The sequence below is a fragment of the Acinetobacter sp. TR3 genome (assembly GCF_027105055.1).
In the GTDB taxonomy this organism is placed as follows: Bacteria; Pseudomonadota; Gammaproteobacteria; order Pseudomonadales; family Moraxellaceae; genus Acinetobacter.
The window spans coordinates 710,922-733,119 of record NZ_CP114264.1 but is presented as its reverse complement, the minus strand read 5'-3'; the positions used below and the strand labels follow the sequence as shown (position 1 = coordinate 733,119).

Annotated in this window: 15 protein-coding genes, 2 tRNA genes, 1 other RNA gene and 1 pseudogene; 2 read left to right on the top strand and 17 right to left on the bottom strand. The window is 37.7% G+C overall.

The features are described from left to right. Positions 1–205: 205 nt before the first annotated feature. The 5 genes from O1449_RS03515 to coaD form a co-directional block, all read right to left on the bottom strand. Positions 206–282: transfer RNA gene (locus O1449_RS03515), tRNA-Met, on the bottom strand. 195 nt (positions 283–477) lie between these two features. Continuing rightward, positions 478–554, bottom strand: a tRNA-Met gene (locus tag O1449_RS03510). A 61-nt stretch (positions 555–615) separates the two neighbouring features. Beyond that, positions 616–971: RNase P RNA component class A (gene rnpB / locus O1449_RS03505), an RNA gene on the bottom strand. Between the two features lie 26 nt (positions 972–997). After that, entirely contained in the window at positions 998–1,261 is a 264-nt protein-coding gene (locus tag O1449_RS03500) for a YfhL family 4Fe-4S dicluster ferredoxin (protein ID WP_004663486.1), read from the bottom strand. Further along, positions 1,262–1,753 carry a pantetheine-phosphate adenylyltransferase gene (coaD, locus tag O1449_RS03495; protein ID WP_004663488.1) on the bottom strand — a complete coding sequence of 164 codons (492 nt, stop codon included), beginning with the start codon at positions 1,751–1,753 and terminating at the stop codon, positions 1,262–1,264. It lies immediately after the preceding gene. Positions 1,754–2,068: 315 nt separating this feature from the next. Between coaD and O1449_RS03490 the strand changes: the two genes are divergently transcribed. Beyond that, the gene (locus O1449_RS03490; protein WP_269239185.1) at positions 2,069–3,295 is read left to right on the top strand and encodes a tyrosine-type recombinase/integrase; all 1,227 of its coding nucleotides are present in this window, start codon (positions 2,069–2,071) and stop codon (positions 3,293–3,295) included. Between the two features lie 382 nt (positions 3,296–3,677). Here the strand turns inward: O1449_RS03490 and O1449_RS16315 are convergent. The 11 genes and pseudogenes from O1449_RS16315 to O1449_RS03435 all read right to left on the bottom strand — a co-directional run. Further along, a pseudogene (locus tag O1449_RS16315) lies at positions 3,678–3,776 on the bottom strand (Fic family protein); the annotation flags it as partial. A gap of 228 nt (positions 3,777–4,004) precedes the next feature. Next, positions 4,005–7,106, bottom strand: coding sequence for a type I restriction endonuclease subunit R (locus O1449_RS03480; RefSeq protein WP_269239184.1), 3,102 nt, complete (start codon positions 7,104–7,106; stop codon positions 4,005–4,007). 1 nt (position 7,107) lies between these two features. Beyond that, positions 7,108–9,507 carry an AAA family ATPase gene (locus O1449_RS03475; RefSeq protein ID WP_269239183.1) on the bottom strand — a complete coding sequence of 800 codons (2,400 nt, stop codon included), beginning with the start codon at positions 9,505–9,507 and terminating at the stop codon, positions 7,108–7,110. Beyond that, positions 9,500–10,816, bottom strand: a complete 1,317-nt coding sequence (locus O1449_RS03470) for a restriction endonuclease subunit S (protein ID WP_269239182.1) — start codon at positions 10,814–10,816, stop codon at positions 9,500–9,502. The genes O1449_RS03475 and O1449_RS03470 overlap by 8 nt, the downstream gene beginning before the upstream one ends. After that, on the bottom strand, positions 10,806–12,245 hold the full coding sequence (locus tag O1449_RS03465; RefSeq protein ID WP_269239181.1) for an AlbA family DNA-binding domain-containing protein: 1,440 nt from the start codon (positions 12,243–12,245) through the stop codon (positions 10,806–10,808). The genes O1449_RS03470 and O1449_RS03465 overlap by 11 nt, the downstream gene beginning before the upstream one ends. Next, the gene (locus tag O1449_RS03460; protein ID WP_269239180.1) at positions 12,235–13,965 is read right to left on the bottom strand and encodes a class I SAM-dependent DNA methyltransferase; all 1,731 of its coding nucleotides are present in this window, start codon (positions 13,963–13,965) and stop codon (positions 12,235–12,237) included. Before O1449_RS03460 ends, O1449_RS03465 begins: the two co-directional genes overlap by 11 nt. 328 nt (positions 13,966–14,293) lie before the next feature. Further along, complete coding sequence (locus O1449_RS03455) at positions 14,294–15,211, bottom strand: recombination directionality factor (RefSeq protein WP_269239179.1); 918 nt, start codon at positions 15,209–15,211, stop codon at positions 14,294–14,296. A gap of 171 nt (positions 15,212–15,382) precedes the next feature. After that, positions 15,383–16,495 carry a YqaJ viral recombinase family nuclease gene (locus O1449_RS03450; RefSeq protein ID WP_269239178.1) on the bottom strand — a complete coding sequence of 371 codons (1,113 nt, stop codon included), beginning with the start codon at positions 16,493–16,495 and terminating at the stop codon, positions 15,383–15,385. 103 nt (positions 16,496–16,598) lie between these two features. Next, positions 16,599–17,657, bottom strand: coding sequence for a DUF932 domain-containing protein (locus O1449_RS03445; protein ID WP_269239177.1), 1,059 nt, complete (start codon positions 17,655–17,657; stop codon positions 16,599–16,601). 573 nt (positions 17,658–18,230) lie between these two features. Beyond that, positions 18,231–18,503: a hypothetical protein gene (locus O1449_RS03440; RefSeq protein WP_269239176.1), complete on the bottom strand. Its 273-nt coding sequence runs from the start codon at positions 18,501–18,503 to the stop codon at positions 18,231–18,233. 99 nt (positions 18,504–18,602) lie between these two features. Further along, a complete protein-coding gene (locus tag O1449_RS03435; protein WP_269239175.1) occupies positions 18,603–19,481 on the bottom strand; it encodes a YagK/YfjJ domain-containing protein in 879 nt (292 codons plus the stop codon). A gap of 614 nt (positions 19,482–20,095) precedes the next feature. Here O1449_RS03435 and O1449_RS03430 point away from each other — a divergent pair. Further along, complete coding sequence (locus O1449_RS03430) at positions 20,096–21,028, top strand: hypothetical protein (protein WP_269239174.1); 933 nt, start codon at positions 20,096–20,098, stop codon at positions 21,026–21,028. A 130-nt stretch (positions 21,029–21,158) separates the two neighbouring features. Here O1449_RS03430 and O1449_RS03425 read toward each other — a convergent pair whose 3' ends face one another. Continuing rightward, entirely contained in the window at positions 21,159–22,130 is a 972-nt protein-coding gene (locus tag O1449_RS03425) for a hypothetical protein (protein WP_269239173.1), read from the bottom strand. Positions 22,131–22,198 lie beyond the last annotated feature (68 nt).

Sequence of the window (22,198 nt, the reverse complement as noted above, 5' to 3'; positions counted from 1 at the left end):
GCTGAGATATATTGAGATTAAATCAATATATCTCTTTAATTTTCTAATTCAATCACATTAAAGCTAATCAACTGAAGCCATCAGAAAACCTGATGGCTATACTTTTTTATCTTGAATCTATAAATAATATTCAGTTGATGCTTAGCAGGTCGAGTAGCCAATAAAAGCACATAAAAAAAACCACGCAGGAGCGTGGTCTATAAAATGGTGGCTATGACGAGACTTGAACTTGTGACCCCCGCATTATGAGTGCGGTGCTCTAACCAACTGAGCTACATAGCCGTAAACTGTGTGCGCATTATCTAGTGTTCTACATAACAGGTCAAGTGTATGACATTGAAAACATGAAACATATGAACAGTTTTTGTGCTTTTAATTTTTATTTGATTACTTTTCAACAAATCTTCTCTCAAACAAAAAAATTAATTAAAAAAAGTTCAAATAAAAAAAGACCACGCAGGAGCGTGGTCTATAAAATGGTGGCTATGACGAGACTTGAACTTGTGACCCCCGCATTATGAGTGCGGTGCTCTAACCAACTGAGCTACATAGCCGAAAACTGTGGGCGCATTATCTTAACTTTCAATACACACGTCAAGCACAATTTCAAAAATTTTGAGAAGTGGGCCTATAAGCCGGGTTCTGTCGAGGACGATCATTCCTCTAGGCGTACAATCACTCATACGCTCAAGCGACCTACCCGAATCCAGCACGGGCCGTGCCTCAGGATTCCTATTTGGTCTTGCTTCTGGTGGGGTTTACCTTGCCGTGAACTGTTACCAGACACGCGGTGCGCTCTTACCGCACCCTTTCACCCTTACCTCACGAATGAGGCGGTCTACTCTCTGCTGCACTTGCCGTCGACTTTCGCCGCCCAGGCGTTACCTGGCACCTTGCCCTATGAAGCCCGGACTTTCCTCCCCTGTTTCAGTCACGGAGACCTCCACAGCAGCGACCGTCCAGCCCACTTCGTGGCGCATATTATCAAAGTTAGAAATTAATTGCTCGCATTTTTTTGTGCAGTTAATTTTTTATATTTTGCCATCAACTCATCTTGTGACTCGACATGCTGAGGATCAAGCGGAATACAATCAACTGGACAAAATAACTGACACTGTGGCTGATCATGATGCCCAATGCACTCTGTACAAAGTGCAGGGTTAATTTCATAAATCAATTCCCCCATATAAATGGCTTCATTGGGGCATACTGGCTCACAAACATCACAGTTAATGCATTCATCAGTAATATAAAGAGACATCTACCAACCTTGCTGATGTTTGCGTTCAAATGCCTCAACAACAACAGCGGGCACAAACTTATTCACATCACCTTTCAATCGAGCAATTTCTCTTACCAATGTTGATGAAATAAATGAATATTGCTCTGATGGGGTTAAAAAAACTGATTCAAAATGAGGATCAAGTTGACGGTTCATATTCGCCAATTGAAATTCATATTCAAAATCTGAAATCGCTCTTAAACCACGCAGTACCGCAGTTGCACGTTGTTCACGAAAGAAATTGACCAATAAACCATCAAAACCAACAAACTCTACATTAGACAAATGGCTTAATGAAGCTTTTGCTAATTCTACACGCTCTTCTAAACTAAACACTGGATTTTTATGATGACCAATTGCAATTGCAACAACCACTTCATCAAACATTTTTGATGCTCTTGCAACCAAATCAACGTGCCCGTTGGTAATTGGATCGAAAGTCCCCGGATAAATCACACGTGTTTTAGACATGCGTTGTACTCTAGTTAATGAGATAAGGTACATATTTTAACAAATTTAGCTCTAAACGCGAAATTGCTAAACGATGGAAAAAGATTGCATTTTACGGCACAATAGATGTAATTGTGGAAGTTTGAATTATGGCGCAAGCAACAGTAGTAAAAAATAATAATGGTTGATGTTTTTTATAATTCCTTACAGTTCTTTTATAATACTTAAGCAATTGAAATAAAATAAATATTATGTTTCTTAGTTCTTTTTAGTGCCTTTTAATTCCTTATAAAAACGGGTAATAATACGGGTAACATTTCATTCAAAATACTCTCAATGGCTACTACAAAACTTTCTGATGTCAAAATTAAGAGTCTGAAACCAAAAGATAAATTATATAGGCTACTAGACTCTGATCGACTATATATAGAGATTAGACCGACTGGTGCTAAGGTATGGCGATTCAAATTTGTTTTTCAGGGCAAAGAATCATCAATGAGCTTAGGGGAATACCCTTCTATTAGTCTAGCTGAGGCTCGTTCTTTAAAAGAACAAATGAGAGCAAAACTAGCAAAAGGTATACACCCTGTTGAAGATCGAAAAAATATCAAAGCCAAATCATTAGCCGAATCAACCAATACTTTCGATTCAATTGCTGCTGAATTTAAACTGAAACGAATGTGTTCAAAATCTGAAACATATCAAGAGAAGTTTGATATTGCTTTAGAAAAAGATATTTCACCTGTGATTGGGAAGAAGAATGTAAACGAGGTAACAGCAGCAGATGTGCTTAAAGTAATTGATAACACTGTAGATCGAATTGTAAAAGAATCAAAAGGAAGATTTACTGGTGCTTCTGCCGCACTTGAGAACAGAAGATTTGTTGGTAGTGTTATTCGATATGCTATAGCAACGCTTCGTGCTGAGAATGATCCTACTTATGCAGTACGTGATGTAATTAAACGTCCTCGTGTCAATCATGCAAGAGCATTAACGAAAGAAGAGCGATATAAAGCAAGAACAAGTCTACCTAAATACAATGGCACACAAACTGTGAAGAATGCAGGCTTTATTCTCTTATACACAATGCTGCGCGCTGTAGAAATCAGGAAGATGCAATGGTCATGGGTAGACTTTGAATCAAGATTAATTACATTTCCAATTGAAGTGATGAAGAAAGCTAGAATCCACGTACTACCAATTTCAGATCAAGCATATAAGGTTTTACGACAGCAGCATGAAATATCAGGTGATGGCATTCTGGTGTTCCCTGCTATTTTTAGCAAAAAGAGTAGTGGGATGCTTTCACCATCAACTTTAAATAGCATGCTGGAGTATATCGGTCTTAAAGATGTAACTACTCATGACTTTAGAGCCACAGCATCAACATTACTATATGAAAAGGATTACGAGGAAGCGTGGATAGAGAAACAATTAGCACATGCCGAATCCAATAAAACTAAAGCCTCTTATGATCATTCAAAACATCTAAAACAAAGACGGAAAATGATGCAAGACTGGGCTGACATTGTTGACAGTTGGAGAGACTTAGCCTGTAAATAAAACTGTTAATGAGGGCATTTTCTAATGAAATTACAACTCTCAGGATGATTATGCTGGCTTGCATTTTGAAAGGACTAGCAGATGTTGATCCTACCTATGCTGTCAAAGGTGTCATTAAACGTCCAAAATCAATCATGCTAGACTATTCACTATGCAAGAGATACGAGAGCTTAAAGAAAAAATCTCCCTTTGATGGATTGGACAAGTGAAATTTTATTTATAATTTAAATCAAAAACTTAATTAAAATTTTCAATTTTTTAGGCGTAATATAGGCGCAAATAACGTCCATATTTTGTCCAATTTCAAGTACCTCTTATTTTTATTTTGATTGGTTGCTTTTCAACCAATCTAGTAGCTTATTTGGGATTGAGCCACTTAACTTTATAAACTCAATCTATATCCTAGCTTCGGACTTTTTGGTTTGTCTGGAATGATACGTTGAATCAACCCTGCTTCTATTGCTGGATTAAGGTAATTCTGTGGAGTATTCGATGATGAAGTAAAGACATTAATTCTATCAAACTCTATTCCCTCTGCCACATAACCGCAATTTAACATTGAACATAATCGCCATCTTGTACGGTAGCTTGATCGGTATCATATACGTTGACTTGATCGCTTGCTGATGAAATCTAAAAATGACATCAAAATCATTTTTCAATCCAAATCCTTAATAAGGAGCAGAACAACCTACTCCTTAAACTTTTATCAGTTTGTCCAAGCATTCGATAACATTTCAGCCTGCTTCATGACTAATTCAATCGCCTCAGCTGCTTTGTCAGGCGGGTACTTCCAACGCTGCAAGGTACGACGTACCAAGATTTTAAGCTGGGCACGTACACTATCTCGAACCTGCCAATCCACCGTTGTTGATTTTCGCAATTTCTCAGTGATTTCACGAGCAATTTGTTTCAGCGTATCATCACCCAATTCACGCACTGCACTTTCATTATTTGCTAAAGCATCATAGAAAGCGATTTCATCGGGATTCAAACCGAGTGAAGCTTCACGTTCCATTTCAGCCTGAAACTCTTTCGCCATTTGAATCAGCTCTTCAATCACCTGTGAAGTCTCAATCGCACGGTTGTTATATTTCCTTAGAGTTTCCTGCAAGCGATCTGAGAAGCGTTTTTCTTGCACAAGGTTATTACGTGTTTTTGCCTTGATGCCATCATTCAATAATTTTTCTAATAATTCGACTGCCAAGTTACGGTACGGCATTTGTCGTACATCTTCCAAAAATTCATCTGACAGCAAGCCGATATTGGGTTTATCTAAACCACATAGCGCAAATACATCTGCTACACCATCAGCCACAACAGCATTATCCAGAATTTGTTTAAGCGTACTGTCCTTTTCTGCTTGCGATAATTTACGATCCACAGAAGTATGCTTACTGATCACTGCTTTAATGGCTGAATAAAATGCAATTTCCTTATGTAAGGTCTTGGCTTCATCTAGCGTACCGCACAATGAAAAAGCTTTATTGACTGCGAGCACTAAATCTAAAAAGCGTTTTTTGCCATCTTTTAGACTTAGCACATAGTTGGCTGCTGGAATAATCAGTCGGTGTGCTTGTGTTTCATAACTGCTTAAATCTAACCCAGCTTGATCAGTGGTCTTGGCAAACATCCCACGAATGGCATCCATTTTTTCAGCAAGCACTGCATAGGCTTCTTCTGCACGTAAGGTTGGCTCGCCTTTTCCTTTGGCATCTGTATAGGTTTTTAATGCCTGCTTTAACTCATTGGCAATCCCGATATAATCAACAACCAAACCACCTTGCTTGTCTTTAAAAACACGGTTCACACGAGCAATCGCCTGCATGAGGTTATGCCCTTTCATCGGTTTGTCGATATACATGGTATGCGTACACGGTGCATCAAAACCTGTCAGCCACATATCACGCACAATCACCAACTGCAAAGGGTCATTCACATCTTTAAAACGTTTCTCTAAATTTTTCTTCACTTGCTTATTGTAAATATGAGGCTGTAGCAAAGGCTTATCCGATGCTGAACCTGTCATCACAATTTTGATTTTTCCTTTTTTCGGGTCATCATCATGCCAATCTGGGCGCAATGCAATAATTTCATTATACAAATGCACACAGATTTCACGGCTCATAGTCACAATCATACCTTTGCCTGCTGTGGCTTCAGTACGGGCTTCAAAGTGCGTCACCAAATCCGCAGCAATCTGTTTCAGGCGTGGTGTTGCACCTACTAACTTCTCTAATCGACTCCATTCACCTTTGGTCTTTTCACGACTACCGACATCTTCCTCATCTTCTACCACTTCATCGACTTGATCAGACAGTTCCTCGATTTCAGCCTTATTAATATCCAATTTTGCCAAACGAGATTCATAATAGATTGGCACGGTTGCGCCGTCCTCTACTGCATCTTGAATATCGTAAATTGAAACATAATCGCCAAAAACAGCGCGGGTATCTTTGTCTTCACTGGAAATTGGCGTACCTGTAAAACCAATAAAGGCAGCATTCTTTAAGGCATCACGCATGTGCTTGGCATAGCCAAATTTATAAGTCCCATCATTCGACAGTTTGGCTTTGAGTCCATATTGGCTACGGTGGGCTTCATCGGACATGACCACAATATTGTGCCGACCATTCAGTAATGGATGCTCAGCTTCTCCATCGAGCAAAGCAAACTTTTGTACCGTGGTAAAAATAATACCGCCCGACTCACGTTCAGCAAGGAGTTGTCTCAGCTCATCACGATTATTGGCTTGTACTGGCGTTTGTTTTAATAATTCTTGTGCTTGACTAAAGGTTTCAAATAGCTGTCCATCTAAGTCATTACGATCCGTCACAATCAATAAGGTAGGATTCTGCATGGCTGGTTGTTGAAGTAACTTACCTGCATAGCAACACATCGAGATACTTTTACCTGAACCTTGGGTATGCCAAACCACCCCTGCTTTTTTATTTCCTGTAGGATTCGATGCGGCAATAGTCGCCTGAACAGCTTCACGCACTGCATGGAACTGGTGATAGCCTGCAATTTTTTTAATCGTTTTTTCACCATCAGTTTCAAACAGCACAAAGAAACGGATATAATCGAGAAATAACTCACGATCAAAGAAACCTCGAATCACCGTTTCCAGTTCCCATTCTAGCTGAGGCTTATCATCTTCATTTTTAATGGTACGCCACGGCAAGAAACGTTCTTGACTTGCTGTTAATGACCCCACCCGAGCTGTAATACCATCACTCACCACCAAAGCTTCATTAAAAACAAACAGATCAGAGATTTCTTCTTTGTAGGTTTGTAGTTGGTTAAACGCATCCCAAATATCGGCGTTTTCATCGGTTGGGCTTTTTAGCTCAAGTACAGCAAAAGGGATACCGTTAATAAAGCAGATAATGTCAGGTCGTCTTGGTTGCTTTGTGCCTTGGATAGTAAATTGATTGATTGCGACAAAGCGGTTTTGCTGTACATGATTAAAATCGACCAAAAACGCATGGTCATTTATCCAATCATCTTCTTTTTTATAACTGACAGGTACGCCTTCCAATAGCATTTTATGAAAAGCACGGTTATTGGTGATTAAGTCCAGACTTTCGGGTTTACTCAGTTTTTGTAAAACCTGCTCAAAACAGCTCGCTGGCAAATGTGGATTTAAGCGTTCAAAAGCGGCTTGTAAGTCTGCTTCAATCAGAACTTGTTTATAGTCTTTGCGTAAAGGATTGCTACTGTCAGGCGCAATATCGACACCATGAACGATTTCCCAGCCATTTTCAGAGAACCAGTCTAGGCATAGGTTTTCAAGTTGTGTTTCGTTCATTTTATACTTCCGAAGCAGAACTAATGTTGCTTGTATCTTCGCCTACACTTTTAAGCAGACCAATAAACTGTTCTCTATCTGAACTTAATTTGGTGATAATTCTTTTGGCTGCAATTTGCATTTCAGGAACTTCTACAGGTGAAGAACCACGTTCAAAAACGCCACACAAATGTGAATATTCATTATTGATTCTATCTGTCAAAAGAGCAGGAATATTATCCCCATCAAAAAATAAATTTAAGGTTTCTTCTGTCATACCTTTATCAGGGTATTTGTAATACAAGTAAATTTCAAAGAATTTTCGAGCATTATTCCCAAAATTATAAAAAGTTATATAATTTGAATCATCAATAACCTCAATAATAGAACACTTATAAATTTGATGAAATAAATAGTTGAATTCCGTTACATACTCTTTAAGATATTTTGGCATGATACTAATCTTAGAAGTATCATTCACCCTTGAGATCAAAAAATACTCTTTTTGATAATTCTGAGGTTTTCCACTCGAATTTAAAAATTTTCCATCAACCTTTTTTAAATATTTTAAAAAGTCTAAATTATGCGTAGAAATAAATAGTTGACCAAAAATATGATTATTAACAATTTTCTCGTTAATCAAACTATAAATAAAGAAAATATGATTACTATCTAAGCTAGAAATAGGATCATCAATCCAAATAATTGGCTTTGAACCTTTAGTATCAATATCCTCTAATTTTGCCATAAAGTAGCAAAAAGCAAGTAAACTGCATTCCCCCTCACTTAAATGATATGCTTTTTTATCTTCTCTAATAACTTCAAATCTCACTCCACTTTCATTTGTTATTGGTTGCAAAGATAAATAATGATGTCCAAAGAAATTTTTTAATAACTCATTAACTTTATCTGCACCTTTTTCTTCATCACGAAGTTCTGCTTTTTTAGTTTTGATAAGTTGCTCTTTTTGGCTAATAATCTCATCTATAGATATCTTTTTGTTTTCATTTTCAACAACTTTGATACTCAAGGCTTCAATATTAGCGACTTGATCTTGATATTTAATAATTTCTAAAAAATTAGAGATCTCATTTAAACGCAATTTATCTTTAGCATGTTTTTGTTCATTTAATAACTGTTTACTAAACTCGGTCGATTCTTTTTTAATATTTAGGTATGAAGTCCATATTACCTTTAAATCTTCAACATCTTTATTAGGATTAATAAAATCCTTTTCAGTAAGAATGTTCGCTTTCCGTTCTTTTAATTGATCAATTAAACTATCTAAAATTAAATAATATTTGCCAATTATTTCTTCCAAATCTGTTTGAATAATATCAAGTGTTTTATGAAATTTTGAATAAAATTTTGATTTATCAACTTTTAATAAAGAGAAACTCTTCTTCTCTGATTCAATATCTACAATGAGACTATCTATATCATCTTCTAAGATCTTAGATTCTTTATCAAAATGCTGGTCTAATTCCTTCCACCTCTCCTCACTTATAAGAGTTCCGCAAAAAGCGCAATTACTTAGTTTATCTTTATGATAAGATCTACCTTCATTAACCCAACGATTCAAAATTGCATTTTTAACTAATTCTTCAATCTTGTTAGATGAACTAATTTTTTTTGCAACCAGTTTTTCGGTTTTTTCAACAAAATTAGATAATCTAATTTTAGGAAGTTCAATTATAGAAAATTCATCTAATAATTTTTCTAAACTCAGCTTTCTAAACTGTTCAATTTCTTCTAAAGATAACTCTTTATACGATTCAGATAATACTTCTCTAATATCATTACTAAGTTTCTGAACATTATAGTTTTGATCGCCAAATCTTTCAGATTGATATTTTATTCCATTTTTTCTATCTGTCGCTTTATCACTTAATTGCTTATCTAATGCTCTTTTCGCATTATCCCATACTATTTTAGCATCATCATAACTGCTGATTACTTGAACCCTTTTAGCATACAATCCTGTTTCTTGACCCTGTTCCTTTTTTCCAAGCTCATTTTCAATCGTTTGAATTTCGGTTTCAACAATATTATTGTTCTCACCTAAAATAGCAAATGATTGAATGCCATCATCTTGATGCACAATAAATTTTAAATTTTCTTTAATAAAGTCTTCATTAAAAACTCTAATTTTCTTCCCATGAGATGTTAGGTTGTTTTGCGTTACTTCTTTATCAGAAAACTTCACACAAAATTCTGGATTGTTATATTTATCCGATATTTTCCCCATCTCTAGTGCTCTAATTATTCGAGATAAAGATGTCTTTCCAGAATAATTTCGCCCATAAATTATATTGATGTCTTTAAAGGTATCAGCAGCTCCCCCATTATTCCTAACATTAGAATCCCATTCAAAACCTTTAAAAACCGCAAGGTTGCCGATACTTTTAATTTTCTTAATCATCAATACTACCCATATTTTTATTCAAAGAAATCTCACCCGACAACAACCTTGGTAATAAAGTATCTCTTAAATCAATTAATGTTTGATTTTCAATTTTCAATTTATTTTGATAAAAATAAAATGATCTTACTTTTGCAGAATACAAACACCTTAAACTTATCGGCGGTACAATTATCTGAAAATCCATAATTGCTTTTTTATCACCTCTAGGCATTTTTGAACCTTTAGATGAAGCCATCATTCTGTCAAAAAAACTGTCTTGGTAAATTAAATTATATAAATATTCTTCCGTACCTTTTTCTAAGACATCAAAGTTCAATACATCATTAGAATGCCCACCATCGAAAAAAGAAAACCAAATTTTCTTAAAATAAGGTCGGATATTGGAAACCAAAATATTCCCTTGCCTAAACGCTGGAACACTATTTGCCTTTGGTAATGAACTTGCTTTTTCGATCCCCTTTTTTTCAGGTAACATATTTTCTGTAGATATATAATTTTCAAGCGTTAAATCATTTAACAAAATTTTATTAGAACTATATTTTGCAATATCTCCAATACAACCAATTCCCCACCCCATCGGCACTTCCCCTAACTCACTTTCTACCAACTCATCAGGAAAAAGTGCAGCCGTCGCTTGTAACTCAGCAAAATCTTCCGCTGCCATTTGCTCAAGCTCAGCTTCACTTTTACCACTAATCACACACATAGCGGCAAATTCAGGGTCTTGACCAGTTTGTTTTGCAGTAATTTTGGCACGTACAGGTTCAAAGTCGATAAACCAACTTTTAAAAATGGCTTGAGCAATAGATTCTAGTGTTTGGTTGATTTGGTTGTTTAATTTAATTTTTTCTTTTAATGAATTTAAAATTTGATTAATTTTCAAACGCTCATCTAAAGATGGAATAGGAATTTCTATTACATCTAAATTAGCTTTATTAAGTTTAGGTTGCACTGCACCAGTAATATATGGATTTATATTAAGAATTGAAAAATAATATTCTAAATAATCTAAAACTCCTTGCTCCTTTTCAGATAAAACATGTGCATGATTATTTACCCAAAATTTTCCTTCTGCTTGAAATGCGATTGGTGTATTACGAGTTCTTAGGTTCTCACCATCTTCCGATATAAGTAGGTATTTTCCATCAAAAACATAATCATCAATATAATCAACAATCCCTGATGCGCCATAGTATGGATATTCCCCTTGTCTTTTTTCCCTATCAAGACTTTTCAATGGGATACGTTTACTATTTTGAAAATCGCAAATATCAGATATTTTTTTTAATGACCAACTAGGATTCATCTCTCACTCCAAACTCTTTCTTAATCATCCAATAACCACGAGTTCCACCCATACGCTCAAGCCAGCCTGCATCTTTTAAATGATTCAGATGCTTTTGTAAGGCAGATTGATTAATACCAAGTTGTTCTGCCAAAAAGCGATAAGAAACTTTCGGATTACGCTGAATTAAAACTAAAATTTCTTGTTGGCGTTCGGTGAGTTGGCTTGCTTCGATTGCACCACCTAAACCCTCAATTGCACCACTTGAATGATCTATTGCACCACCTATTGCACCACCTATCGATTCAATCACAGGACGATATAACTTCACATCAAAAAAATCATTGGTTTCTAAAAATTCAGGCGTTGCCAGTTTTTCGGCTTCACACATCTGCTTGATCCGTTGCAGACCACTGCCCCAATGCTCAATGTAGCCCAACTCTCTAAACACACGTGCCAAAACCCGATTACGAATTTCCGAGCGTCCCTGTAACAAGTCGGCTTCGGTTAAACCATTGGGCAAACCACCTGGGGAGACGATATTGACCAAATCATCATATACAGCCACTTTGATATTGCGTCCAAAGTTACTGTAATCCCGATGCACATAGGCATTGATTAAAGCTTCACGGATGGCATTTTCTGGAATTTCCAAATAGTCATAACGCTTTAAGCCACGAATTTCGGCACGTAAAGACAAATGGTTTTTAATAAAAATTTCGGCTTGCTCAATTTGTGAAAATAAATCGCCTGTATATTCTTTACGGTCTAAAAACACGCTCATATTTGTGCCTTTAAATCGGGCGCATTGGGTCATTACATGCTCATATTGACCGAGTAAGATCAATAAACCATGACTGGCATAACGCTGCCCCTGCTCTTCAATCACTAACTTTAGATTCAACATTTTTTCTAAAGTCAGTGTTTTATCAGCAGCTTTAAACGCTGCTTCTAAAACCGTTAAATCGAGCTTTTCTAAAGGGTATTGATAATTGGCTAAGGCATCAAAACTGATATTCAGCCGTTGAAGTTCCAGTTGTTGAATATGCTCAGGCGATGCCACACGGTTACTTGCACCTAGGCGGATATATGTGCCTTGCTCACGTCCTACAGATTTAAGGTAATACGGAAATAAACTTCCCCGAGCCACTTCCACCACCAGTAACTCTACACCGTCTATATTCTCAATATAGATTTGAGCGGCCAGTTGTGGCGCACACAACTCATAAATCATGGAGGTGATTTTATCTTGCAGGTCAAAAATATCTTCTTGAATACCTACTAATTGTCGATCATCAGTCACCCCAATAATTAACTTTCCGCCACTACTATTCGCAAAAGCGATTAATGTTTTGGCAATCTGCTGACCTTTAGGTAACTGCTGCTTAAATTCTAACGTTTTACTTTCGCCTTTCTGAATCTCAAGCAGTAATGGTTGCTCAGAACTCATAACCTAAGCCTTTTAAATTCTTTTTGATTTCACTTTCCAGTACAGCACTTTCAGCAAACTGCTGTTTAAGTTGTCCTGTTAAGCGTGCCATTTTCTCAGCAAATGGCTCTCCATCATCTTCCTGCTCTACCGCCCCCACATAACGCCCTGGCGTCAAAACATAATCATGCTTCTGAATGTCTTTTAACTCAGCAGAGAAACAAAAACCTTTTTCATCCTGATAAGCTTCACCTTCAAAATTTTCGCCTTGTTGCCAAGCATGTAAAGCATCGGTAATTTTGGCAATGTCTGCATCGGTAAAGTCACGTAGTACACGATCTTTCATATAGCCCAAGTTACGAGCATCAATAAATAGCGTCTTGCCTTCACGATTGGCTTTCTTTTTATCTAGTGACAAACCATTCTTTTTGTCCTTAGTCAAAAACCAAATACAGGCAGGGATTTGCGTATTGGTAAATAGTTGCCCTGGCAATGCGACGATACACTCGACCAAATCTGCTTCAATCAGGTTTTTACGGATTTCACCCTCATTATTGGTATTGGAACTCATCGAACCATTGGCAAGCAAAAGTGCCATACTGCCTGTTGGTGAGAGATGGTGTAGCATGTGCTGCATCCAAGCAAAGTTGGCATTGCCCTGTGGGGGTGTGCCATATTTCCAACGTACATCACTTTCCAGTGAAGCGTGCCACCAATCCTTAATATTGAATGGTGGATTTGCCATGACAAAATCAGCACGTAAGTCTGGATGCTGATCATCTAAAAATGTATCGGCATTCTTTTTACCAAAGTTAAAATCAATGCCACGAATTGCCATATTCATGGCAGCAAGTTTCCATGTGGTTGGGTTACTTTCTTGTCCGTAAATCGAAATATGCTTTTTCTGTTCCGATGCCTTGTAATGCTTTTCCTGTGCGTGTTGTTCAATGAACTTTTCACTGGAAACAAAGAAACCACCTGAACCCATCGCAGGGTCATAAACTCGCCCTTTATAAGGTTGCAGCATTTCTACAATCAAGGTCACGATACTTTTAGGTGTGTAATATTGCCCACCTTGTTTTCCTTCTGCTAAAGCAAACTGCCCTAAAAAGTATTCGTAGACATGCCCGAGAATGTCTTTGCTGTGCAGACTCAGTTTTTCGCCATTATATTCAGGCTTGGTAAAACTGGTGTCAGAAAAAGTATTGATCAAATCCAATAGCTTGTCATTATCAAGCTGGTATTGCCCAATACGATTCAGAATACCTTTAAGTTTGGGATTGGCTTTCTCAATTTCATCAAAAGCATTATCGACTAACCAAGAGATAGAACGTAGTTTGACATCTTGCCCATGTTCATCTTGCCAAATAATCGAACCAATCGCTAAAGCGGCAGTATTTTGTAAAGTCGTCCAACGTGCCGCTTTAGGCACCCAAAACACATTTTTTTCTTGATAGTAATCGATAATTTCTAATTCATCAGCGACTGCTTGTTGGTATTCCTCTTCTGTATCGTATTGATCGCGAGGCATGTAATAGATGTTGTGATCATCCGCTTGAGCAAATAAATCTTTAAGTTCAGACTGACGCTCATCAAAGGCATCAGATACATATTTTAAGAAAATCAGCCCAAGGACAATATGCTTGTAGTTAGCAGCGTCTAAACTGCTACGTAATTTATCAGCGGCTTTCCAGAGCTTATCATCTAAGTCATTTAGAAACTTTTGTTCCAATGAGTTCATTCTTTATCCTCGATCAATGGTCAACCGCTGTGGTTTTATACTTAATGTTCAATAGTTTATTACGTTAGCACATCTAAGACGAATGAAAAGTCGTGTACTACACAAAAAAATAAAGACATATACTATTTTATATTTTAATTACCTACCAAAGCATAAAGCTAGACAACTCGGCATAGGTACGACCATATATGTCGCAGATAAGTATAATAACTTGTAATTAACCAAAAAAATAAGAAAACAGCAGTTCTCTTATTTTATCTTATTGATATTAATAATTTAGCAATCACTACAAAACCGAGTTCTGTATTTTTCTGCCAATAACTCTGACCTAATTGACAGCGCGTACACTTTGCCGAAGCCCCTGTTTTATACTCGTGGCATCATCCATAGCCTGATGAACAGATGACGAATCAGGCTGCACATCAACAGTATTCTGCTGATCCGAGTAAAACTCCTCAACAATATCCAGCCCCTCTTCACCTCCCACCTCAAAACTGGCATTGCCATAGCCCTGCCGTGCCACATGATCTAAAGCCTCCTGATAAAACCCTACTGCCTTGCTCTGTTCATTGATTTGCTTGGCTGAGCTAATCGCCTCCTGCAAATTCACGCCCTCACGTAAGGTCAAGTCCACGTAATAGATCGGGGTACGATAGCTTTGTGTTGTGCTTTTACCTCGCAAGGTGAGTTGCAACGGCAAGCATGAAAGCAAATCACCTGATGCCGCATGGTAATAACGCAACCGTGCCGCCAAGGTACGAATACTATTAAAACCTGTGGTTCTAAAGATGAATGTGCCAAACTCATCCGATTCATCTAAATTAACGTAGAGTCTGCCATAAGGCTTACACAGCCCGCCCTGTGCCAGTGGACATAAATCAGGTGATGGGCATGGATGTTGTTCAATGCCGTTTTGACAAAAACGCTGACAGGTTTCTCCATTGCCTGAACAGATTAAGCGTCCTGTTTGTCGGTCAAAGAGACTGTACTCTGCCCGTAAATTCAATTCAGGATCGTTGAAAATCATACGCACAGGAATGCTTCTTAACTTTTGGTTTTGGTTCGGTACTTTAACTCTAAGTTGTTCATCTAGTGGATGTTTGACCCAGCCATCCTTATTCTGGATTTGGCTGGTAATGGTAAATTGATCATCCTTTTCAGGAATACGTTTGCCGTTCTTTTCGACAATCTTGCCGATGCTAATACGACCTAAAACAGGTGGGGTAATGGCTAAACCTTTAATCATAGGTATGTCCTCTGGTATTTTCTTACTGATTCACTGCTTTATGTGAAACGTTGGAAATATTGAATAAATAGATGTGATCGATCAGCAAAAGCCCGTCCATATTGTTCTTCCCTCGGGAAGAACAGGGGCGGCTTTTGTCGTTTTTGAATTTGGAGGAATTTTTAGGTCACTTTATCCATCATTGGGATAAATCTGAAAACGCCTTGTTCCTGCTTTGGTTTGTGGAAACTGCTGTAGGTATTCAGGATGTTGTTTAAGCAGAGATTTGCTGTCTAGGCTGATGGAGTCCTGTGACTTTTTCCAAGTGACTGATCCTCCTGTAAATACAGCACGTTCAGCATCTTTCATCATCATTTGTAATTGATGTTTTAACTCATCAAAATACTGCTGGTGCTGTTCAACCTTGTGTTTCTCCTCTATAAGCTGGTTGAATAAGTAGTTGGCCTGTTCATTTTGGGTCAGGTCTTCTACTGTTAATGGAATTTGTTCTGGATAGAGTTGTTGCAGGGCTTTGGCTGCTGAATCTGAAGCATCAACACTTGGCGGAATATCGGATTCCACACATTGCCAGAAGTGACGTTCAGCATTGATGATGTGCTGGATCACCGTTTCACTTCTTGTCACCTTAAAGATTCTAGTTTCATGTCCACAGACCAAGGCACAGATATGTGCCGCCTGCTTGCCTGTCACCGCCAGTTGATGCTGTACCTGACACAGCACATAAAGTGGTACGCCATCCCTCCATAGTTTTGCGCCATATTCCCCTACCGTTTTACATTCCAGTATCTGCACCTCATCACTGCCCACCACGGCATAGTCAAGGTTGGCGAGCATAAAGTGTTTGTCTTCATCAGGATGTTGCAGCACTGCATTGACCCGCCGTACCTTGTTGTTGGTGTGCATGCTGTAGTATTCGGCAACAAGTGGTTCAAGCTGTTTGCCCCAGTACAGGGGTGCATAGCCAGCACTTTCATCCTCAATGCTCTGCTGCATTCGACCAGTTTTGATCATCCATAATTCCAGCATCGACATATACGGATTGAGTCCACAGGCGGTGGCAGCATCACTACTACCAATGCCCTGTTTTCTAACCTCCAGCCATTGCTGGTAATTCATCTGTTTGGTGTTGGCAAGACGTTTGGCTGTGGGTATTTTTGCTTTTCGGGGTAGACGTTTGCTTCGTGTTCCAACTTCAATCTGCTGACTCTGTTGGTTTAGGTTCGGTAAATACAGTTGTAGTGGTGGATGGTTTAGGGTGTTTTGAATCTGGGTATTGATATTCATTGGACTGTCCTAGTGGGTAAAATGGAAATTTGCGGCATAAAAAAGCTGCATCCGAAGATGCAGCTTTAGAAAATAAATTTGAGTTAAGTTTGCTTAGGCTAATTTAGGCAATCATTCTTAAGGCCTGTTCCAGCCCACGCTGTTTAATAGCTGCTCCTGCCCCAAACCACGCAGAGTCCAGACGGTAGTCCTGACTCATGGCACGACGCTCGTGATCCACAAATTCCGTGATACTGCACAACAAACCGTAGGCGGTATCCTTGGCTGAGCTAAGTTCAGCCCCTCGCCCATGTCCATTAAACATGGTCATCGCCTTGGACATGGCACGTCCGTTGGGTTCAGTTTTATTGTCTGCTTTGGATGAGTTTGTTTGATTCGGCATGGCTGCATTTCGATAAAACTGAATAATGCTTTCATCTTGTTCAGCCATACTGAGATTGGTATTGTTAAATACCGCATCAAAGTAAGCTGCGGCTTCCTGCTGTGTCACTTTACGCTGGCTGAGTTGCTTCATTTCATACATGTGCTCATCCCATGCACGAACCGAGATGCCGAGTTGCTGCTTCACTTTCTCTGCATCAAATCGGGTACTATGGGGAACCTTGACCACACCAGCATTGTTCGATGTGCTGTTGTGTGCTTTGAGTGCAATCGCCAGCGTGTTGTTACACACAACACGAATCGAAGTAAATTGTGCTGTGGTTGCAAGCGTGCCATCACAGGCAGTTGCCAATAAAATGTAGCCATTACTGATATCCTTGCCTTTTAAAGCTGAGCTTTGTCCTGTTTTAGCTAGTGCCCAGAATTTCTTGCCACCTTTCAGTACCCCTGCGGTTTCCAGTTCAAAGCCTGATTGTTCAGTCAGGTCTTTGTAGAAATGCAGGATTTCCATGGGCTGTACTTCCTGAAAGCGTTGGCTAACGACGGATAAAGGTGCATGGGTATCGGAACGGTACAGCACCCGTTGTTCCTCAAACGGCATGATGATGCTCTGCCCTTTTTCATTTTGGGCCATGTAGCTAACATCCGAAGACTCGATGCGCCAGTCCATGCCTGCCTGTTGTGCCCAGATTTCTAAAGGTTGATTAGGTGTGAGTTCATTGCCTAGGCCATGCCAAGGGGTTTGTCCTACAAATGCCATAGTTTCAACTAAATGTGCCATACGGTTTTCCTTTTAAAAGATTGAAATTGCATGATGCAAATTCAGATTTTGTGCATAAAAAAAGGCCTGCTGGGGGAGCAGGCCAAAGTGGGAAGACATCAAAATGCTTTTGAATACATTGATTCACCTAGATGGTATATATCTGAATTTTTTTAAATTCATTTTGTTCATCATTTAATTTTTCTGAATCAATAAATTGACGTGTTCTTTTTCAGCGATTATGAATCCCATGCTGGCCTAGATTGCCAGTCGGTTTTGACAGACCGTTCCGAAAAACATTAAGAGATCATTCTTTTAGTGTGCATTCCCTCGTGCCTCCCTCTGCGGTGGAACGGGGGGGGGGGGACGCGTCCGCGCGTGCTGGGATTTTTCGGCCAGTCTGTCAACCCCCTTTCGTTCTGCCACCATAATAATGTTTTGGTAGAACTTCTTTTCCCTAAGAGAATTCTATTAACATGGAAAAATATAAGTTATCAATCCTTTGTGGGGCAATGTTATTAACTGCTTGTGGCGGTGGTAATGGCGGCAATAACAACTCAAACAGGGAGGCATAAATTGCTTCCCTGTTTTTCTTCAGTAAAAGGATTGCCCACAATGCTGACATTGAAAGCAGGACTGCACAGTTTGAGTTGAAGCAGAACCAAACACTGTACCAAGTAAACCACCGACTACGGCTCCAGCAATCCCTCCAACCAGAGGGGACACAGGCAAGGTTTTTGATAATGCAGCACCCATCGTGGCAAATGATGCTGACGATGCCAGACTTTGGTTGCCAGCTTGTGAACCGCTATTTTGTAAAACACGGATCACATGCTCTGAATGGCAATATGGACAATTGATTTGCATAAGATGTACCTCTGAAATAAAAAAGGCTTAGCGTTGTGGTAAGCCAATAAAGAGAAGATGTTTCTCATCTAGATGGTACATATCTGTTTAGAGTTTCAATTAACGCTGTGACATGCCAAAGGTACGCATCTTACTGGAGGTTTTCACACGGAGATATTGAAGCTTTTCAGGCTGAGCCAGATACGAGAGTGTTGAGCGCATATTCTTTGCTTGATGATGAAAATTACTAAAAACAACTCCAATACCAATATTGCCTTGATTTTCGTATTGCTTTAAGTATCTACGATCATGACAGTTAAAATAGCTTCCTTCACCATCTGTAATACTTTCCCAAAATTTACCTATAGCCTTGGCAATACTCCATGCACCAATGCGCTTACGCTCATCAAAAACTAATGCCACATGGCAATGGTAGCCTTTCCTTTCGCCTTGCTCTAATGCCCATACAAAAAGTAATAAGTCATCTCCATAGCTGGAACGACTAATCTTTCTTCGTAATTTTTCTAAATCGGCATCAACCTGTTCAATATCTGGATTCACTACATACGATAAATCCACACGAACAACAAGCAAGGCTGAATAACTGCTCAGCAATTCACATAGCCGATTATCAAGTTTGTCAGTATTTAAACTTTCATTATAACGATGCTGACTCAATTCATTAAAGTGGTCAGTTCTAGCCTGATTGAAATAGTTTTGCCATTCTCTAAATGATCTCTGATTTAAACGATAGTAGAGGGATGAAGATGATTCACGTTCCAGATCATAGTCATACAGTAAACTACAAAACAGCATGATTAAACATGAGTAGCTAAAATCAGGATTATAGACCTGATAAAAATCTAAAAGGTGATTGCTAAAGTCTTCATAGAAAGACCGTGGCTGTCGTGTTGCATCCAAGCTTGATAGAACAAAGCGTTCAATTTTGATTAATAATGCTGATTCATTAATTTCATGGTGATTAACATTTAGACGCATGCTCATTTACCTGTAGTTGTTTAGGACTACATGAAATGGCTACAGGGTAATTAATTACATTTAGGCTTTGACATGATTGTTGATTAGAAGAAATTTAATTGTGTTCTTAATTTGATGGGTTAATACGTTTGTTTATTAGTTCTGAATTAGATCATAAATATATTTATACAAATACTAGGTTAGTAGTATAAACAAATATTAGATTAGTATTATGAACTATGTCATTACACCTACACTACAATCTATTTTAACAATGTAAAATATACTCATCAAGTTGGTTTTAATGTCAACAACTGTGATATACAGGTAGTTTTACATCCATGTTAAGCTATCTGCTTAATGTCAAGTTATCCGAGGCATAATACTCTTACTCGTTGTATTCGATTCCATTAAAATTGAACAGAGCAATAACTAAGCTAGAGCCTGTCCCATTTGTTGCAGATATTTTGCATAGCATAACCACTACAAGTTGATAGCATACCCCTTATATACGTTACTCAAAGCTTATAAGAAAATCATGGGAAATCAACTGAAATCTCCCTAGAAACTCCCCTAAAACTCCCTCTACATTTGGCTAAACTTCACGTAAAGCTTACTGTAAGAAGGAAATTATCATGTATCAAAGCTCTGCACATAAAGAACTTAATCAGCTTATTAAAGCATCTACGGATGATGATATGATCTGGTTTCTACATTTAATGAATAAAGATAATGAGGAGCATCGTTGCAATATTAATATTAGTGATACAGATGACCTGTTAATACAATCCACTATTAATATATTAAACACATTAAAAAACACTGATGAGATTAGAAGAAAAATTCTAGATAATTATACAAATATTAATGAGAATAGCATTTTTAATTTTATCGATAGTTTAAAAATATTTAGAGATAATCTTAATATACGAGGAAAAGACATTTCAGACTATAAAACGAATAAGCGTTTATTATATTTTACCTTTCATTCGATGTCATATGATAGAGAGATTTCGTGGCGTACTATGTTAACCATCCAAAATGATTATTTTAGATTTCTTTATATGCTGTTTATCTCACCTTCATTTTCACGATCCAACCGATTTCTTAACAATATAGAAGAACGCTTCAGTACAATACTAGCCAAGAATGAATTACATTTTAAGAGTTTCGACAGCAATGACTTTTACTTATGGGCTAAAAATTATATGGATCAAGACTCTGAAAATGCTAGATTCTATAATAGTCGAGACTATACGCCTGTTATTCCTCAAGACTATAAAATTGTCGTTAATGCCATTTTTGATGTTTTGCTAGATACAAATCCTCACATCTATAAAGCTCTAAGAGATAAACTATCAAATGCTTGGTATCAGAAAAGTTACCGAAAGAAACACAAAGGGCGTAAACATTATTACTTTTTTACTGATGTAACCTTTGAGTGCTTGCAGATACTTTCAAAAAAATACAATTTAACTGAAGAAAAAGTGATTGACCGACTTATCAATGAACACTACGTAAAAGAGTGTAGAAGTAATGACACGGGCAATCATTATTATAAACTATAGTTTTTACACCTATAGACATTCATGGATGGGCACCCCATCCATGAATATTTAAATATGGTAGCCCAAGAGATGTATGCAAAAATCTGCGACACATCAACTCCAAACATCTGATATAAATTAATTTGACTTATCAACTGGATTCAATACATTGCTCTTTTATACTTTTTTCAAGCCTTAAGGCCTTCATTAACACCTCATCTAGAGAAACGGTGTTAAAGGGAAGTATATTATCTAACGTCTCAAAGGGATAACCATTACTTAAGGCATAATCAAGCTGTTGCATCAAAGACGATAACTTAACAATCTCTTGTTCAATCTTTTTTAACTCTGATGCTGTTAATGTTTCATTTAACTTTTGTTGATTCAACTTTATGATTTTAACTATGTTTAACTCCTGTTTTAACTCTATCCATCCTTCATCAAATTTTTGGAACTGACGCATAACTTCATCCATGTTGTCATGAATTGCTTTTGACACATTTGGGTACTTACTTTTCTTAGCTGTAACTTGTGTAATTAATAGATTAAAGAAAATTGTTTTTTTTGCTTTTACAAGTTTCTGATACTCACCTTGAGTACTTCTACCTTTATCTATTTTTTGTTTTAAGGATGGGTTCTTAATACCATAGGCAATAGTATTTAGAGTGATATATTCATGAAATATTTCCTTATACGCCTTAAGCTTCTCGTTGTCATTCATCTCTTCCAGACAATCTTTCAAATTCGCTAGTTGATCTAAAATAGAAATCAGGTCACTTATTGAGTAACCATATTCCTTTATAAAGTCATATCGAGGGTTTTTACTACTTTCGTCCATTTCCTGATAGATGGTCTTATATTCCTCAATAGTAAATTGCAACTGCATTTGAAAATGCTGTGAACCGAAATTCTTCTTTCCGTCTACATTTACCTGCATGTCGGTGGCTAGTTTCATCTTGTCTTGAATTGTTCTTGGATTAGATTTTTCTTCCAAAGCACATGCGACATGTAGGTGTACTACAAGATCATTATTTAAATAGTCTTCCAGCCAAATGATCTGAAGATACTGGTTTAACACCTCAGCTTCTAATTCACCAATTAAATCTTTATCAAATACTTTCATATCAGTTTTGTTCTCATTTTAAACCATAGACCATACCTACCTATAAAGATTGTACATTTTTTAGATTT

Bases quoted from the DNA above. Each gene is read 5' to 3' on its own strand.
- O1449_RS03430 (WP_269239174.1), top strand. From the start codon at position 20,096: ATGTATCAAAGCTCTGCACATAAAGAACTTAATCAGCTTATTAAAGCA.
- O1449_RS03460 (WP_269239180.1), bottom strand. From the start codon at position 13,965: ATGAACTCATTGGAACAAAAGTTTCTAAATGACTTAGATGATAAGCTC.
- O1449_RS03475 (WP_269239183.1), bottom strand. From the start codon at position 9,507: ATGATTAAGAAAATTAAAAGTATCGGCAACCTTGCGGTTTTTAAAGGT.
- coaD (WP_004663488.1), bottom strand. From the start codon at position 1,753: ATGTCTAAAACACGTGTGATTTATCCGGGGACTTTCGATCCAATTACC.
- O1449_RS03440 (WP_269239176.1), bottom strand. From the start codon at position 18,503: ATGCAAATCAATTGTCCATATTGCCATTCAGAGCATGTGATCCGTGTT.
- O1449_RS03455 (WP_269239179.1), bottom strand. From the start codon at position 15,211: ATGATTAAAGGTTTAGCCATTACCCCACCTGTTTTAGGTCGTATTAGC.
- O1449_RS03500 (WP_004663486.1), bottom strand. From the start codon at position 1,261: ATGTCTCTTTATATTACTGATGAATGCATTAACTGTGATGTTTGTGAG.
- O1449_RS03450 (WP_269239178.1), bottom strand. From the start codon at position 16,495: ATGAATATCAATACCCAGATTCAAAACACCCTAAACCATCCACCACTA.
- O1449_RS03445 (WP_269239177.1), bottom strand. From the start codon at position 17,657: ATGGCACATTTAGTTGAAACTATGGCATTTGTAGGACAAACCCCTTGG.
- O1449_RS03470 (WP_269239182.1), bottom strand. From the start codon at position 10,816: ATGAATCCTAGTTGGTCATTAAAAAAAATATCTGATATTTGCGATTTT.
- O1449_RS03435 (WP_269239175.1), bottom strand. From the start codon at position 19,481: ATGCGTCTAAATGTTAATCACCATGAAATTAATGAATCAGCATTATTA.
- O1449_RS03465 (WP_269239181.1), bottom strand. From the start codon at position 12,245: ATGAGTTCTGAGCAACCATTACTGCTTGAGATTCAGAAAGGCGAAAGT.
- O1449_RS03490 (WP_269239185.1), top strand. From the start codon at position 2,069: ATGGCTACTACAAAACTTTCTGATGTCAAAATTAAGAGTCTGAAACCA.
- O1449_RS03480 (WP_269239184.1), bottom strand. From the start codon at position 7,106: ATGAACGAAACACAACTTGAAAACCTATGCCTAGACTGGTTCTCTGAA.
- O1449_RS03425 (WP_269239173.1), bottom strand. From the start codon at position 22,130: ATGAAAGTATTTGATAAAGATTTAATTGGTGAATTAGAAGCTGAGGTG.